We start from the raw sequence: 14,232 nt of genomic DNA, 5'->3' as shown, positions 1-14,232 counted from the left end.
ACACCACCGGCCGCCCGTGGCCGGCTCAGCGCAGCAGGGCGGAAACGACGGCCGGCACGTCGTAGCGCTCGTCCCGTCCACCCCTCCACTTCCCTGAACCGGCATGACTTCCTGCACGGCGTGTGGGCGTGGGGGATCCACATCAGCGCGGCGGCGGCCCGGATCCCGCCCGCGCCCCCACGCGCCGCGCCTCGCCACACCCTCGCTCTGCGGAGGGGACCCGGATCGCCGGCTCGGCGACCGTCGCTCCCCGCTGCCGACGGCCCATAGAGGTCAGAAAATAAAGTATGAGCGACCTACTGGGACACGTCCGACGTCGGCTGCTCGGCTCGACCACGAGCTCTTCCTCTCCCCCTCGGCGTCCCCGCTCAGGAAGCCACCAGGAGCGTCAGGAGCACGCCCAGCCCCCCGAGGGAGGGACGCGGCGGCCGCAGCGTCTGTCCTCCCTTCTGAGCGTGCGCAGCGTGGCCGGCGAGGTGTTCCTCCTGCAGCTGGCCGTCGTGGTGCTGCTCGTCGCCGCCGCGGTGGTGGCGCTCGTGGTGCAAGCCCAGAGCGCCGGCATGGTGGACGCCCGGCACCGTACGCTCGCCGCCGCCGGAACGTTCGCGGAATCCCCGGGAATCGTCGCGGCCCTCCGCAGCCCCCATCCGAGCGCAGTGCTACAGCCGAGCGCAGAGGCGGCCCGGAAGATCGCCGGGGTCGACGGCATCAACGTGTACACACTCTCCGGGGTCACCCTCGCCCACAGCGACCCACGGCAGATCGGGAAGCACGTCGTCGGCCCCTTCTCCAAGGCGGCGGCCGGCCAGTCCTTCACCGAGACCTTCGAAGGGTCCCTGGGACAGTCCGTGGTATCGGTGGTCCCCGTCAAGGACTCCGACGGCCGTGTCATCGCCATCGTCTCCTCCCCGGTCACGGTCCAGAACGTGCAGAGCATGGTGAACCGGCAGCTGCCGGTCGTCCTCGGCAGTGCAGCCGCGGTGCTCGCCCTGTCCGCGGGCGGAACCGCTCTGGTGAGCCGTCGGCTGCTGCGCCGGACCCATGGCCTGGGACCGGCCGAGATGACGAGGATGTACGAGCACCACGACGCGGTGCTGCACGCGGTGCGAGAGGGCGTGCTGATCGTCGGCGGCGGCGGACGGCTGCTGCTGGCCAATGACGAGGCGCGGCGGCTGCTGCGGCTGCCCGTGGACGCGGAAGGCCTCCCCGTCACGGACCTGGGTCTGGAGGAGGGGATCGCCGAGCCGATCGCATCGGGCCGTTCCGCGACCGACGAGCTGCACATGGCAGCCGATCGGCTGCTGTCGGTGAACATCCGGCCCACCGCCCCCTATGGGCAGGCCGGGACCGTCGTCACGCTGCGGGACACCACCGAGCTGCGGGCACTCTCCGGCAGGGCCGAGGTGGCCCGCGAGCGGCTGAAGCTGCTCTACGACGCGGGGGTGCGGGTGGGAACGACGCTGAACGTCGAGCGCACTGCGGAGGAACTGGCGGAGGTGGCGGTCCCGCGGTTCGCCGACGTGGTCACGGTCGACCTGCTGGACCCGGTGCTGCGCGGCGAGGAGCCGGCCGAAGCGAGCACCGAGATGCGCCGCACCGCCGCCGTCGGCCTTCAGGGCGACCACCCGCTCTACCCCGTCGGCGAGCTGATCCGGTTCGTTCCCACCAGCCCCATGGCGGCCGGGCTGGCCGCCGGCCGTGCGGTCCTGGAGGCGGACCTGCGCACCACCCACGGCTGGCGGACCCAGGACCCGGCCAACGCCCTGCGGATCCTGGACCGCGGCATCCACTCCTTGATCGCCGTGCCCCTGCGGGCCCGGGGCGTGGTGCTGGGGATGGCCGGCTACTGGCGGGGGCAGGACTCTCCGCCGTTCGACGAGGAGGACGTGTCCTTCGCCGAGGAGCTGACCGCCCGGGCGGCACTGGCCGTCGACAATGCCCGCCGCTACACCCGCGAGCACACCATGGCCGTGACCCTGCAGCGCAGCCTGCTGCCCCGGGGCGTACCGGAGCAGTCCGCCGTCGAGGTCGCGCACCGCTATCTGGCTGCCCAGGCCGGTGTGGGTGGTGACTGGTTCGATGTCATCCCGCTGCCCGGCACCCGGGTGGCCCTGGTGGTCGGCGACGTCGTCGGCCACGGTCTCCACGCAGCCGCCACCATGGGCCGTCTGCGCACCGCCGTGTACAACTTCTCCACCCTCGACCTGCCTCCGGACGAACTCCTGAGCCACCTGGACGAGCTGGTCGCCCACATCGACACCGACGAGCAGGAGTGGCAGGGGATCACCGGAGCCACCTGCCTGTGCGCCATCTACGATCCCGTCTCGGGGCAGGTGACGGCCGCCACCGCCGGGCATCCGGGCCCCGCTCTGGTTCGCCCCGACGGAACCGTGTCCTTCCCCGAGGTGCCCGTCTCCCCGCCGCTGGGCCTGGGCGAGGGCCTGCCCATGGAGACCATGACGGTCACCCTGCCCGAAGGCTCCCGGCTGGCACTCTTCACCGACGGGCTGATCGAGAGCCGCGACCGCGATCCGGACGCGGGCCTGGCAGCGCTGCGCGCCGCCCTGGCCGGGCCCGCCCGCACCCCGGAGGAAACCTGCACCGCGGTGATCGACGCGATGCTGCCCACCAGGCCCAGCGACGACGTCGCGCTGCTGGTGGCCCGCACCCGCCGACTGGACCCCGCGCGGATCGCCGAGTGGGACGTGCGCCCCGACCCTGCGGCGGTGTCCCCGGTGCGCAACGCCTGCGCCCGCCGACTGGCGGACTGGGGCCTGGAGGAGATCGCCTTCACCACGGAACTCATCCTCAGCGAACTGATAACCAACGCCATCCGCTACGGCACCGAGCCCATCCGGGTGAGGCTGCTGTACGACCGCAGCCTGATCTGCGAGGTCTCCGACGGGTCCAGCACCTCCCCGCACCTGCGCCGGGCCGAGGCCACCGACGAGGGCGGTCGCGGCCTGTTCCTCGTCGCGCAGTTCGCCGAGCGCTGGGGCACCCGCTACACCGCACGCGGCAAGATCATCTGGAGCGAGCAGGCCCTCCTCGACGGGGCCGCACCGCCCGCGATGGATCTCGGGGAGGCGCTCCTGGCCGGGTGGGACGACGAGGGGTTCTGAGAACGCGCCGGTACGGCAGCCGCAGGGAAGACAGCGGACACCACCGTCTGGGACTGCGCCGCCGAGGCCGCCGAACGTACGCTGGCCTCGATCAGTACGCGACCGCCCGTTATGGAGCCTTTGTGCCGGCACCTCGTCTCCGGACAGCCTTCGTCGCCGCCTGCCTGGTCCTCGCGGCGCCCCTCGGCGCCTGCGAAGACAAGCCCACCACCGCGCCCAGGGCACCCGCGGCGGCCACCTCCGCCGCGGACGCCGGCGGCATGGCAGCACTGACCACAGCGGCCAAGAAGGAAGGCTCGCTCCACACGATCGCGCTCCCGAGCGACTGGGCCAACTACGGCGCAATGATCGACGGCTTCGAGAAGAAGTACGGGATCAGGGTCACGGTGGAGAACCCGGAAGGTACCAGCCAGGACGAGATCAACGCCCTGAAGGAGCACAGGGACGGAGGCCGCGCCCCCGATGTGATCGACGTGGGGGGCTCCTTCGCGCAGTCCGCGGCACGTCAGGGCCTGCTCGCTCCGTACAAGGTCGCCGCGTACGACGAGATCCCCAAGGAACAGAAGGACGACCGGGCCCGCTGGTACAACAGCTACGGCGGTTACATCTCGATCGGCTGTGACGCCAAGCGCGTCACGACCTGCCCCGCGACCTTCGCCGACCTGCGCAAGCCCGAGTACAAGGGCAAGGTCGCGCTCAACGGCGACCCCACCAAGTCCGGCTCCGCCTTCGCCGGGGTCTACGCGGCGGCCCTGGCCAACGGGGGTTCCTTCGACGACGTCCAGCCCGGCATCGACTTCTTCGCCGAGCTCAGCAAGAACGGCAACTTCATCCCGGTCGAATCCACCCCGGCCACGATCGCGAAGGGCCAGACCCCGATCAGCATCGACTGGGACTTCCTCAACCTCGGATACGCCGACGAATTCCGCGAGAAGGGCACGGACGTCGACTGGCAGACCGCCATCCCCTTCGACGGCAGCTTCGCTCAGTACTACGCGAACGGGGTGAACAAAGACGCTCCGCACCCCGCGGCGGCACGTCTGTGGCAGGAGTACGTCTTCAGCCCGGAGGGCCAGAACCTCCGGCTCGGCGCCTACGCACGCCCCGTCCTCATGGACGCCATGGAGAAGGACGGCACCCTCGACAAGGCCGCCGCCGAGAAACTGCCGACGGTCGAGGGCACGCCGACGTTTCCGACGGAGGCGCAGAGGGAGAAGGCAAGAGAGACCGTCAACCGCGGCTGGGCCGAGGCCGTCTCGGGCTGAGGGCCAAGGGCGTTCCTGACCAGGCGTGCACCCACCGGTCCGGGCCTCACACCGGTGGCCACCGCACTCGCGGCCGCTGTCCGGCCCGACTACAAGGCATGCTCACCGTTCGACGATCAGATCGAGGAGCTCTGCGAGCCGGTCCCTGACCGCCTCACGGTGGTGAAGGGCGTCCGGTGTCGACTCAGCGCTCGGCGGCACGCCCCGTCCGCGAAGACATGGAGCATGCGCAGCGTGCACAGGCAGTTGGCGAGGTGCGCGGGAACCGGGATCGTGATGCGGATGAGCTCACCCGCCTCTGCGACATCAGCGAGACCATGGTTTCGCTCGAGACCTCGCCCGCGACGGTGACGGTGACGGTGACCGCCGAGCGGATCTCCGTAGGAGCAGTTCCCCGCCTCGACATCGACCTCCTCTACGGCATGGACCGCCCCGATGCCGATGCGCCGGGACTGCCCCTTCAGGCTCCGGATGCCGGCCCGATCGTTAAGGACCACAGCCTGGTTGCGTACTTCAGCCACCCCCGAGCTGTAAGTTCGACGCGGACCAAGATCCGGACCATTTCCGGACCAGCCGCAGCCAAGAACACGCAACAACTGCCGTTTACTACGGCCAGCGCGGGTGCGGGCCCTGTACCGCCAACAGACCAAGAGCATTCTGCAGAGCTATTCCCCGAAGAAGCTCGGGTTCTTCCAGAGCCGTGAAGTTCGGCGCCTGGAGGGGACATCGTCCTCGCCAGGCATCAGCTCGGCAGGCACATGCCGGCACCGCGAGAAGACCGTGTGCAACCGACGGGCCGTGCAAGGGCATCTCGCGGACCGGTCGCGGTCCAGGCCTGTTCACCAGTCGCCCGTGCCGGCGATGCGGTGACGGGTGTGCCGGTCGCGCCTCGGTGATCCCTCAGCGGGCATGGAGCAGTACCGGGCCCTCCATCGGCGCAATTGGCCGTGTCGCGAAACCGGGATCCGGACCAGGCCGGAAGGACACTGTCGGCTGCTCGTTCAGTGCCGCGGGAACGCCAGTGCCGTCGGAGCCGGCCCCAGCGTCGTCGTGCCGGGGGGCGAGCGATGGCCCAGCCCCGTGCGGTACGCGTCCAGCGCGGCCTCGGTGCGGCCGCCGCGGCGCAGAAGGTCGCCCAGCAGACGGCACAGATCGGCGAGGTCGCCGCTCGCGCCGCTGCGCTCCAGCAGTCCGAGCGCCATGACGTAGTGCTCCTCGGCGGTCTCGCTGTCCCCCCGCTCCTCGGCGATCAGCCCGAGCAGCCTGTGCGCACCCCCCGCGTGCACCGCCCCGTGCCGGTCACCCAGCTCAAGAAATGCGGAGAGCAGGTCCGACGCCTCGTCGTGCCGTCCGAGCCGCCGGAGGACATCGGCCAACTCCACCTCCACCTGCGCGGTGAACAGAGCCGCGCGCTTGGCATTCAGCATGTCCCGGGCGGCTCGCAACTCCTTTTCAGCCGAAGCCAGTTCACCCTTCTGAGCCTGAACGTAGCCGCGCATCCAGTGGCAGTGCGCGAGATCGGTGCACAGGCTCAGCTGCTGGTAGATCGCCTGCGCCTTGGCCAGTGAGGCGTCGGCGTCGGCCGTGCGCCCCTCGGCGAGGAAGGTGCGAGCCACCTGCCGGTGCATGCCCGCCACCAGCGCCGGATCGTCGACCTGCGGAGCCAGCGCCAGGGCGAGCTCGGCGGCGTGCGCGGCACGGGCGTGTGCACCCATGTCGATGTACGGGCCGATCACGGCCGCGTACAGGATGACCAGCGCCTCGGGGTCGGCCAGGCCGCTCGCACCGAGCTCGTCGATGGTGGATTCGAGCAGGTAGCAGGCGTAACGCAGCTCCCCCGCCAGGAGGTGTGCGACGGCACGGCCCCGGATCGCGCGTGCGCGGCGGGGCAGCGGTTCCTCGGCGAGGAGCCGCTCGGCGGCCTGGAAGTGATGGCCCGCGTCGACCAGTTCACCGGTCTCCAGGGCACAGTCGCCGAGCCCGAGCAGCGCCTCGGCCTGCTCGGGAACAAGCCCGAGGTGCTCCGCGTCGGCGAGGAGCCGGCGGTAGCGCACGGCGGCCTCGTCCGCCGTCCCGGTGGCCAGCTGCTGGTGGGCGTCGGAGAGAGCGAGCCGCAGCTCGGTGGCGAGGTGTGCGGGGCGGCCGGTGGTCAGTTCTTCGTACGACGTACCGAGCCGCTCCGCAAGGAAGCGCAGTGCGGTCTCCGAGGGCCTGACCTTGCCCGACTCCAGCGTCGAGACGTACGCGGGGGTGTACGAGGGCTCGGCCAACTGCCGCTGCGTCAGCCCGCGTTGAGTGCGCAGGCGCTGTACTCGGTGGCCGATCGTGGCCGGATCGTCCATGCGGACCCCCTGGTTCGTGAACTCCCCAGTATCCAGAAGCAGTAGGCATTGCGCACCCCATGCCTTCCCTCTAGGTTAAGCAACTTGTTCAGCACATTTACTGAGGCGGTTAACTCGCCTGACAAGGGGCTGATTTCATGCGTTCAGCACGACGCGGAGCCATGGCGGCCGGAGTGGCCGTCGCCCTCGCGGCCGTCCTCGCCGCCGCACCCGGCAGCGCCGCTGCGGACCCGACGGCACCCCCCACGGCCGGAGTCGAGGTCGAGATACCCGGGCCGGAACACGGGACGCTCGCCGGATCCGGCCACACGCATGTGCCGCCGGGGGGCCGGAACCAGCCGGCCTCCCGCCTGACGGCGACCGAGGCGGTCGCCGACGGCGAGGTGGCCAAGGTGATCGACAACGGCCCCATCGCCGACCGGCTCGACATCGTCGTCGTCGGAGACGGCTACACCGTCGCCGAACTGCCCCGCTTCCACGCCGACGCCCAGCGGAAATGGGCCGAGCTGACGGCCGTCGAGCCGTACACCACCTACCGCAACCTCTTCAACGTCTGGACCGTCGACGCCGTCTCGAACCAGTCCGGCATCTCCGGCGACCCCTCTCCCGGCACCCTCCGGGACACGGCTCTCGGCTCGTACTTCTGGTGCGACGGCATCGAGCGGCTGCTCTGCGTCGACCAGGACAAGGTCGACGGATACGTGGCGAAGGCCCCCGAGGCCGACCTGGTGCTCGTCCTCGCCAACAGCACCAAGTACGGTGGCGCGGGCTACAACGAGCCCAGCAAGACCCTCGGCTACGAGGGCATATCAACGGCCTCGGCGGGCAACGAGAAATCCGGCCAGGTCGCGATCCACGAGACCGGCCACTCCCTGGGCAAGCTCGCCGACGAGTACTTCTACCCCGACTATCCCGGCTACGAGCGCTACGTGGGCCCCGAGCCCGCCGACTCCAACATCACGACCCTCACCGCCGACGACATGGCCGACCGGGGCACCAAGTGGCACCGCTGGCTCGGTGAGCAGTCTCCCGACGGCGGCGCCGTCGGCGCGTACGAGGGCGGCGGCTACTACGTCACCGGACTGCGGCGTCCCACCGAGAACTCCATGATGCGCTCCCTCGGCAAGCCCTTCAATCTGCCCGGAGTGGAGGCGATGATCGCCGGCTTCTACCGCGAGGCGCGCATCGCCTCCCCCGTCACGCCCACCGATCGCACCCTCCGCAGGGGCGACACCGCCAAAGCCCTCGTGCCCCGGCTGACGGGGGCGGACGGGCGTCAACTCACGATCCGCTGGTACCTGGACGGGCGGGAGATGAAGTCCCTCGCGGGCCGCACCGACGTACGGGTGTCCGACCCGGCCCTGCGGCTGCTCGACCTTCGGACCCACACGCTGTCCCTCACCGCCGAGGACCGTACGCCCTCGGTGCGGGACCGCGCCATCGCCCGGACGATGAGGACCACGGTCAGCTGGATGGTCCGGCTCTGACGGCTCCGGCGGGCATACGTCGCGGTTCGCGGACAGCTCGAGGACGCCGTCCGGGAGTGTGACGCGGTGGCGGTCGATGCGGATCGGGCAGCCCGAAGAGGTGGGCCGTCCCGTGGGCGACGACGTTGCGGCCCCAGCACCACACGTCCTGGTGGAAGGTGACGTCCCACGGTGGCGCTCCTTCCCCCGGTCGAACCCACCTCCCCACCGAGGGGGGTGGCTGACACCAGGATCCGGGCCATTCGCGGACCAGCGCTCCACCGACAACGACCGTCACGGCCGTTCCGGCTGGTCAGCGGGGGTGCAGCGCGCGTACCACCATGAGACGAAGAACCTGCCGGTCAGCCACTCGCCGAAGAAGCTCGGCTTCGTCTGACCGTCCCCGCCAAGGCGGGCCGGGAGGCACTGCGGGGGACGACCGAGTCCTTGAGCCACGAAGTGGTCCTGAGGTGGAAGGCAGGTGATGCCTCCTCACACTTCCAGCGGTCCCGGCGGCGGAACGGAACACAGCCCCGTGACGACGCCGTGGACCGCGCCGACGCGCGGCCACACCAACGACTGCACCCGGTTCACCACCATGATGGAAGCGATCCGGGTGCCCCGACCCGGACCCGGGCACCCCCGCATCCGACCCGATCACGTCCTGGACGACAAGGGCTACAGCTCGAACGCGATCCGCGCCCGGCGCGGCAGCCACAGAGGTCGGCCGCCGGCCTTCGACCGCGCGGTCTCCAAGCACCACCATGTCGCGGAACGGTGCTTCAACCACCTGAAACAGTGCCGCGGCAGCGCCATCCGGTTCGACAAGCTCGCCGTCCGCTTCGAAGCCACCGTCCTGATCGCCGCGATCGGCGAATGGACATGACGGGCCTGAACGGTCGGTTCCTGCACGAGAACGATGCAACCTGGCTCACTGCGGTCTGGGACGGGGCACCGCTGCCCTCACGGTCGCGCAGTGGCTTCCCAGGCGGCAGTGACACACCCTTCTTCCCAGTGCCACCACTCCCTCGTCTCGCCGTGCTCCAACAGCTCGCGGATTTTCAGCAGCTCTGCCTGCGGCGGGACATCCAAGGCCACCATCCCGAACCGCTCGATGCCTTCGCCCGTCGTGCCGAGGCGATGGAAGACCTCCAGCACGCTCTGCCGCGCGGCGGCTGAGCCGGCGTCCTTCAGCACGATGAGCCGGATGGTGCAGTTCTGCGAAGGCTGCACCGTTTCTCCGGCCCAGAGAACACCGTCGTCATCCGGTTGAACCCGGATGACGTCACCACTGGCGACTCCGCGGACGAACCAGGGAGTGTTGTCCAGCCGCACCGTGCCATCGCCGAGGTCAACCGCCCACGGACTCTCGACACTCGCCGTAGGCGCCTGAGGTGTCTGTCCGGTCCTCGCCCATCCCCGCGCGGGCGGGGTGGGCGAGGGCCAGGCAGGGCGTCAGGTCAGCGGGCGCGGCGGGTGCGCAGTTGGCGGGTGGGACCGGCGCGGACGGCGCCGACGCCCGCTACCGGCCCCTGCCCGACCCGTTGACCGGCGGGTGAACGGTCACGGCAAGGCCCCCGGGGTGGGTTCCCGGGGGCCTCGGCGGTGGGGTGGGGTCAGCCCGGCAGCGGGCGGTCCCGCTGGACGACGGCGTCGGTGTGCGCCGAGCCGTCGGCGACGCTGATCACCCGGTAGCCGCCCTTGTGGAAGACCCAGTACCAGTTCTGGGCGTTGCCCGGCTGCCGGCCAGGCACGGGCTGGACGGCGTCGACGTGCTCCACCCCCGCGAGGGACGACCACAGCGAGATGTCGTTGTCGTCGCTCTCGCGGCGGTCCCGGTACCCCCCGGCCTGCAGGGAGATGATCCGGTACCGCTGGCCCGCGGGCGTGGTGTGGAACATCCAGTAGTGGTACCGGCCGTCACCCCCGGGCTGCTTGTCGGGGATCGGCAGCACCGCGTCGACGTGGGTGACGGGGTCGGGGGCGGCGTCGAACGAGCTCCACTGGCTCAGCGGCCGCGCCCGGTTGCCGTCCACCCTGACCCGGACGGGCTCCTGTCCGTCGACGAGGACGTACCGGTAGCGCTGCCTGCCGTCGTCGCCCGTGAAGAACAGCCAGTGGCCGGACTCCCCGCCGATCTCCTGTCGGCCCGGGACGGGCCAGGCGGCGTCGACCCGCTTGATGTCGTGCAGGTCGTCCCAGAAGGACAGCGGCCGCGCGCCCGAGCCGTCGAGTGCGAGGGTGGCGTCGCCACCGCCGACCGAGGAGGTGAGTGGGACGGCCTTCCCGCCCTGGAAGGCGAGGTAGCGGCCCGGGTGCCCGGGCTGGGGGACCACCGCGTCGACCGGCCGCGCCTGGGGATCCGGCACGGGCGTGACCGACCCGCCGCCCTCCAGGCGCCCCTGGGCGAGACCGCGCAGAGTGCTCAGGGAGGGGCTGAAGGCGTACACCGCGCCCTCGGTCCTGACGAACGGACGGAACCCGAGCGTCGTGGTCTGCCGCTCACCCGCCGCGTTACGGCTCTCGAAGCTGACCTGGCCGTCGTTCACATCGGTCAGCTGCCCGCTCACCATGGGATCGGGGCCCGGCCGGTGCGGGCGGTCGTGCGGGAAGTCGGGGTCGTTGACCCAGTCGGCCTGGATGAACTCGAACTGCCGCACCAGGTCGGCCTGGTAGCAGACGAAGACGAGCCCCCGGGGGTCGTCGGCGCCGCCTCCCTCGCCCTGGGTGGGGTTGAAAGGCCGCCCGTAGGGGATGCCTCGGCGGATGATGCGCCGCTCGTCCATGAACTTCTCGTCGACCAGCTCGCCCCCGTCGACCAGTCCGTCGCGCGGGTTGGTCTTGCGCAGGTGGGAGAAGAGCGGGGTGACCAGACCGTCGGGGTCGTCCTTGAAGGTGATGTCGTTGTCCGGCTCGGGCTCCGGCTTCCCGGCCGGCTTCATCGGGCAGTTGGCGACCGACGCGCCGGACGGCCAGCGGCCCACCAGACGGGCGGCGAGCCACTCCTGGGTGGTCCGGTCGTCGACTGCCTTGGCGGCCTTGAGCCGCTTGAGCTCGACGCCGACCTGCGCCCACCAGCCGGGCACGTCCTGGTGGAGGCGGCGCAGGACCTGGAAGGAGCCGTTGCACATCCAGGCCGGGACACCGGCGGGCCGCTTGCCGTCGCCGGTGGCGTCGACGACGAACTTGTCGGCCGAGATCAGCCGGGTGCCGGGGTGGCCCAGCACATAGCCGGGGCGGGCCGGGTCCTCCTCCTCGAAGCCGCGCACGCCCGGCTCGCTGACGCCGTCCTTGAAGCCGAAGTGCTCCTTGCCCGCGGAGTCGCCGGGCAGGGTGGTCCCGTCCTGCTGGAAGACCACGACGGCCCCGGCGCGGGAAGCCGCCTCACGCTGCCGGGCCAGCTCGTTCTTGAGGTCGTCCTCGGTGTCGGAGGCGATCGTCAGGACGGCGTGCACGACGCGGGAGTGGTCGTAGCCGAACAGCCAGCCCTTCGGATCGCTGTCGTCGGTGTCGCCGAGGGCCAGTGCCCGGTCGGACGCGCCCTGGACGAACGCCTCGACCGTGCTCCCGCCGGGCACGGAGTCGAAGAGCTTCTCCTTGCCGGTGAAGAACTGGAGTCCGGGATGGGTGAGCGCGAGTCCCAGCCAGGTGGCCTTGAGGTGCTGGGGGTCGTCGCCCATCGAGTTGCGCCGGGCCTCGCTGAACCGGGCGTTGAATTCGGCGACCTGCCGGGTGGTGGCGATCTGCGGGACGAGGGCCTCCAGCCAGGAGCGGGCGGCGGTGACGTCGCCGAACTGGAGGAGGAGCAAGGACATGTTGTCCTTCTTGAAACCGGCCAGGATGTCGCCCTGGATCTCGGTGCTGTCGCGCAGCGTGAGCTGAGCGGGCATGAGTCTCCCTGAGGGTGTCGGGGACGGACGGGGTCGGGCGCGGTCAGGCGCCCGGGCGCAGCTGCACCCACTGGGCGGTGCTGGGCACGCCCTGGTCGTCGAGCAGGAACAGCAGGTAGTAGCCGGGGGGCGCTTCCTCGGCCGAGGCGGGGGTGCGCAGCACGAGCTTGTTGCCTGCGCGGCTGGTGATGGGCAGTTCGAGCCGGCGCTGGCTGGTGTCCACCGAGTGGGTGGAGGTGATGGGGGCCATCAGGACGGCCCGGCTGACCCGGTCCGGAGTGCTGGTGCTGACCCGCAGGTTGGCGGCGTACCCCTGCGGGGCGGTGGGGACGCCGGACAGGGTCGGCCGGTCGCCCTGGTGCAGGTAGGCCGGCTCGTAGATCTCGATCGTGCCGTTCATGTCGGACTTCACGTCCGGGTCGTTGGCGATCTGCTGGAGCTCGTCGCCGGTGACCATGATGCGGCCGTCGGGCAGCAGCACCGCGTTGGAGTGGTAGGCGCGCGGCAGCCGCTGGACGGGGCCGAGGCGCCACTGGCCGCTGCTGTCGCGCAGCTCGATCTGCCGGTACTTCTCGTCCGCGTTGGGGTTGTACGGACCGTTGCCGTAGTCGCGGATGTCGTAGCCGCCGTTGACGGTGAACAGCGTGCCGTCGGGCAGGATCAGCGTGTCGTCCTGGGTGCGGCCGAAGGCGCGCGGGGTGTCCTTGGTCCAGCGGCCGCCGGAGAACTTGTAGGTGTTGGGGTCGTTGCGGTTGCCGCCGAGGATCAGGACGGAGTCCGGGCCGTTGACGCCGTTGGGCAGGGCGACGGCGGAGCCGTAGTTGCGCATGCCGCCGTCGGGCCGGTTGGTGAGCTTGCGGCTGGTCTCCTGCTTCGGGTCGAAGACGTACTGCTCGTCGTAGTTGCGCCCGAACCCGTAGATCAGGCCGTCGCGCAGCGAGAACAGGTGCGGGTAGTCGACCGTGAACTCGGCCTTGACGGGCCACCTGTCGAGCGACTGGCCCCGGGGCCTGGCCGCCGGGTCCAGGGAGACGGCCGTGCCCTTGGCGGGGAAGCGCTCGATCGACTTGGACAGCACGCCCCATCCGACGTCGCCGTGGCCGGAGGTGATGAACTGCCGGCCGTCGGCGCCGGTGACCACGGTGGGGTACCAGCGGCCCTCCGCCATGTCCTGCTGCTGGAGCCAGGTCTCCTTCCACGGGTCGAAGACCAGCGCGAGGTGCGCGCCGGAGCCGTGGTTGCCGCCGAGGTTGCCGCCGAAGACGCCCACCATGCCGTTGGGCAGGTAGGAGTGGCCGGCGCAGAAGATCGGCGCGGGCCGCGGCTCGTCCGTGCCGTCGTCCACCTCGACGACGGGCGGCGGTACGGCCTTGAAGGCGGAGGCCTTCGTGCCCTCCTTCGGGTCCCAGACGTAGGCGCGTCCGGCGTTGTCGCCGCCGATGACGTCGGTGGGCGCGGTCTCCTTGTTCGGGCTGTCCTCGACGGGCTCGAAGGAGAACAGCAGGACCTTGCCCGTGGGCAGCAGAGCGACGTGGTCACCGAAGTCGGGGCTGGGGAAGTACTCGGTGAACTTGCCCCAGCTCTCGGCGTCGAACGCCGAGTTGATCTCCCTCTGGGACTCGGTCAGCCGCTTGAGGCTGCGGGTCCGCATGGGCTGCGAGTAGCCGTGGTCCATGGCCCGCATGCCGATGCGGTCGCGGGCCAGCTGTTCGGCGGCGCCCTGGCCGAGGGCTTCCACCTCGGCGGGGCGCACCTCGGCGCGGACCTGTTCGTCGGTGATGCGGACGCCGCCCGACCGGACGGGGGACTCGTGCGCCGGGGAGGGCTTCGAGCGGGCGGACGGCACGGAGGCGCCGGCGGGCGCGGTGGCGGACAGCGCGATCGCGGCACAGCCGACCGCGAGCGCCCATTTCCTTCTGCGGGACATCAGGCTCCTTAAGAGCGCATGGCAGCCACCCGGACGGAGCCGGGTGACCACACAGAGTGACTGAACGGGGCGAGTAGATCACACACCGTAGCGATTTGGGGGCTGACGTCCGAGCGGAACGATTCGGCATGGCCCATCGGTGTCTCACTCTGCGTGTCCACCGGGGCGCGGATCGACGCGCTGCTAGCAATGGGCCGTCTCCCCCTTCCCCTGCTCCAAG

At 70.9% G+C, this 14,232-nt stretch carries 8 protein-coding genes and 1 pseudogene; 5 read left to right on the top strand and 4 right to left on the bottom strand.

Features of this window, described 5'->3' with window-relative positions:
- Positions 1-455: 455 nt before the first annotated feature.
- From SVTN_RS39090 to SVTN_RS44530, 3 genes are all read left to right on the top strand, one after another.
- Positions 456-3,122: a SpoIIE family protein phosphatase gene (locus SVTN_RS39090; protein ID WP_041133298.1), complete on the top strand. Its 2,667-nt coding sequence runs from the start codon at positions 456-458 to the stop codon at positions 3,120-3,122.
- Between the two features lie 122 nt (positions 3,123-3,244).
- Positions 3,245-4,387, top strand: coding sequence for an ABC transporter substrate-binding protein (locus SVTN_RS39085; RefSeq protein WP_041133297.1), 1,143 nt, complete (start codon positions 3,245-3,247; stop codon positions 4,385-4,387).
- Positions 4,388-4,563: 176 nt separating this feature from the next.
- On the top strand, positions 4,564-5,091 hold the full coding sequence (locus SVTN_RS44530; protein WP_159026570.1) for a hypothetical protein: 528 nt from the start codon (positions 4,564-4,566) through the stop codon (positions 5,089-5,091).
- A gap of 297 nt (positions 5,092-5,388) precedes the next feature.
- Here the strand turns inward: SVTN_RS44530 and SVTN_RS39075 are convergent, their stop codons facing one another.
- On the bottom strand, positions 5,389-6,729 hold the full coding sequence (locus SVTN_RS39075; protein WP_041133295.1) for a helix-turn-helix domain-containing protein: 1,341 nt from the start codon (positions 6,727-6,729) through the stop codon (positions 5,389-5,391).
- 137 nt (positions 6,730-6,866) lie between these two features.
- On the opposite strand from SVTN_RS39075, the gene SVTN_RS39070 reads away from it, so the two are divergent.
- Together SVTN_RS39070 and SVTN_RS39065 are read left to right on the top strand one after the other, a co-directional pair.
- Positions 6,867-8,216 carry a M64 family metallopeptidase gene (locus SVTN_RS39070; protein ID WP_245727831.1) on the top strand — a complete coding sequence of 450 codons (1,350 nt, stop codon included), beginning with the start codon at positions 6,867-6,869 and terminating at the stop codon, positions 8,214-8,216.
- Between the two features lie 514 nt (positions 8,217-8,730).
- Positions 8,731-9,081 (top strand): transposase, encoded by a 351-nt coding sequence (locus tag SVTN_RS39065; protein ID WP_041133293.1) that lies wholly within the window; start codon positions 8,731-8,733, stop codon positions 9,079-9,081.
- A gap of 77 nt (positions 9,082-9,158) precedes the next feature.
- On the opposite strand, the pseudogene SVTN_RS42850 reads toward SVTN_RS39065, so the two are convergent.
- The 3 genes and pseudogenes from SVTN_RS42850 to SVTN_RS39050 form a co-directional block, all read right to left on the bottom strand.
- Positions 9,159-9,554, bottom strand: a pseudogene (locus SVTN_RS42850) (DUF4265 domain-containing protein); the annotation flags it as partial.
- Positions 9,555-9,811: 257 nt separating this feature from the next.
- On the bottom strand, positions 9,812-12,085 hold the full coding sequence (locus SVTN_RS39055; RefSeq protein WP_052499571.1) for a Dyp-type peroxidase: 2,274 nt from the start codon (positions 12,083-12,085) through the stop codon (positions 9,812-9,814).
- A 43-nt stretch (positions 12,086-12,128) separates the two neighbouring features.
- On the bottom strand, positions 12,129-14,012 hold the full coding sequence (locus tag SVTN_RS39050) for a galactose oxidase early set domain-containing protein (protein WP_041133291.1): 1,884 nt from the start codon (positions 14,010-14,012) through the stop codon (positions 12,129-12,131).
- Between the last annotated feature and the right edge of the window lie 220 nt (positions 14,013-14,232).

Source organism: Streptomyces vietnamensis (assembly GCF_000830005.1).
Taxonomy (GTDB): domain Bacteria; phylum Actinomycetota; class Actinomycetes; order Streptomycetales; family Streptomycetaceae; genus Streptomyces; species Streptomyces vietnamensis.
This window is presented reverse-complemented; position numbering and strand designations above follow the sequence as displayed.

Bases quoted from the DNA above. Each gene is read 5' to 3' on its own strand.
- SVTN_RS39055 (WP_052499571.1), bottom strand. From the start codon at position 12,085: ATGCCCGCTCAGCTCACGCTGCGCGACAGCACCGAGATCCAGGGCGAC.
- SVTN_RS39050 (WP_041133291.1), bottom strand. From the start codon at position 14,012: ATGTCCCGCAGAAGGAAATGGGCGCTCGCGGTCGGCTGTGCCGCGATC.
- SVTN_RS39075 (WP_041133295.1), bottom strand. From the start codon at position 6,729: ATGGACGATCCGGCCACGATCGGCCACCGAGTACAGCGCCTGCGCACT.
- SVTN_RS39070 (WP_245727831.1), top strand. From the start codon at position 6,867: ATGCGTTCAGCACGACGCGGAGCCATGGCGGCCGGAGTGGCCGTCGCC.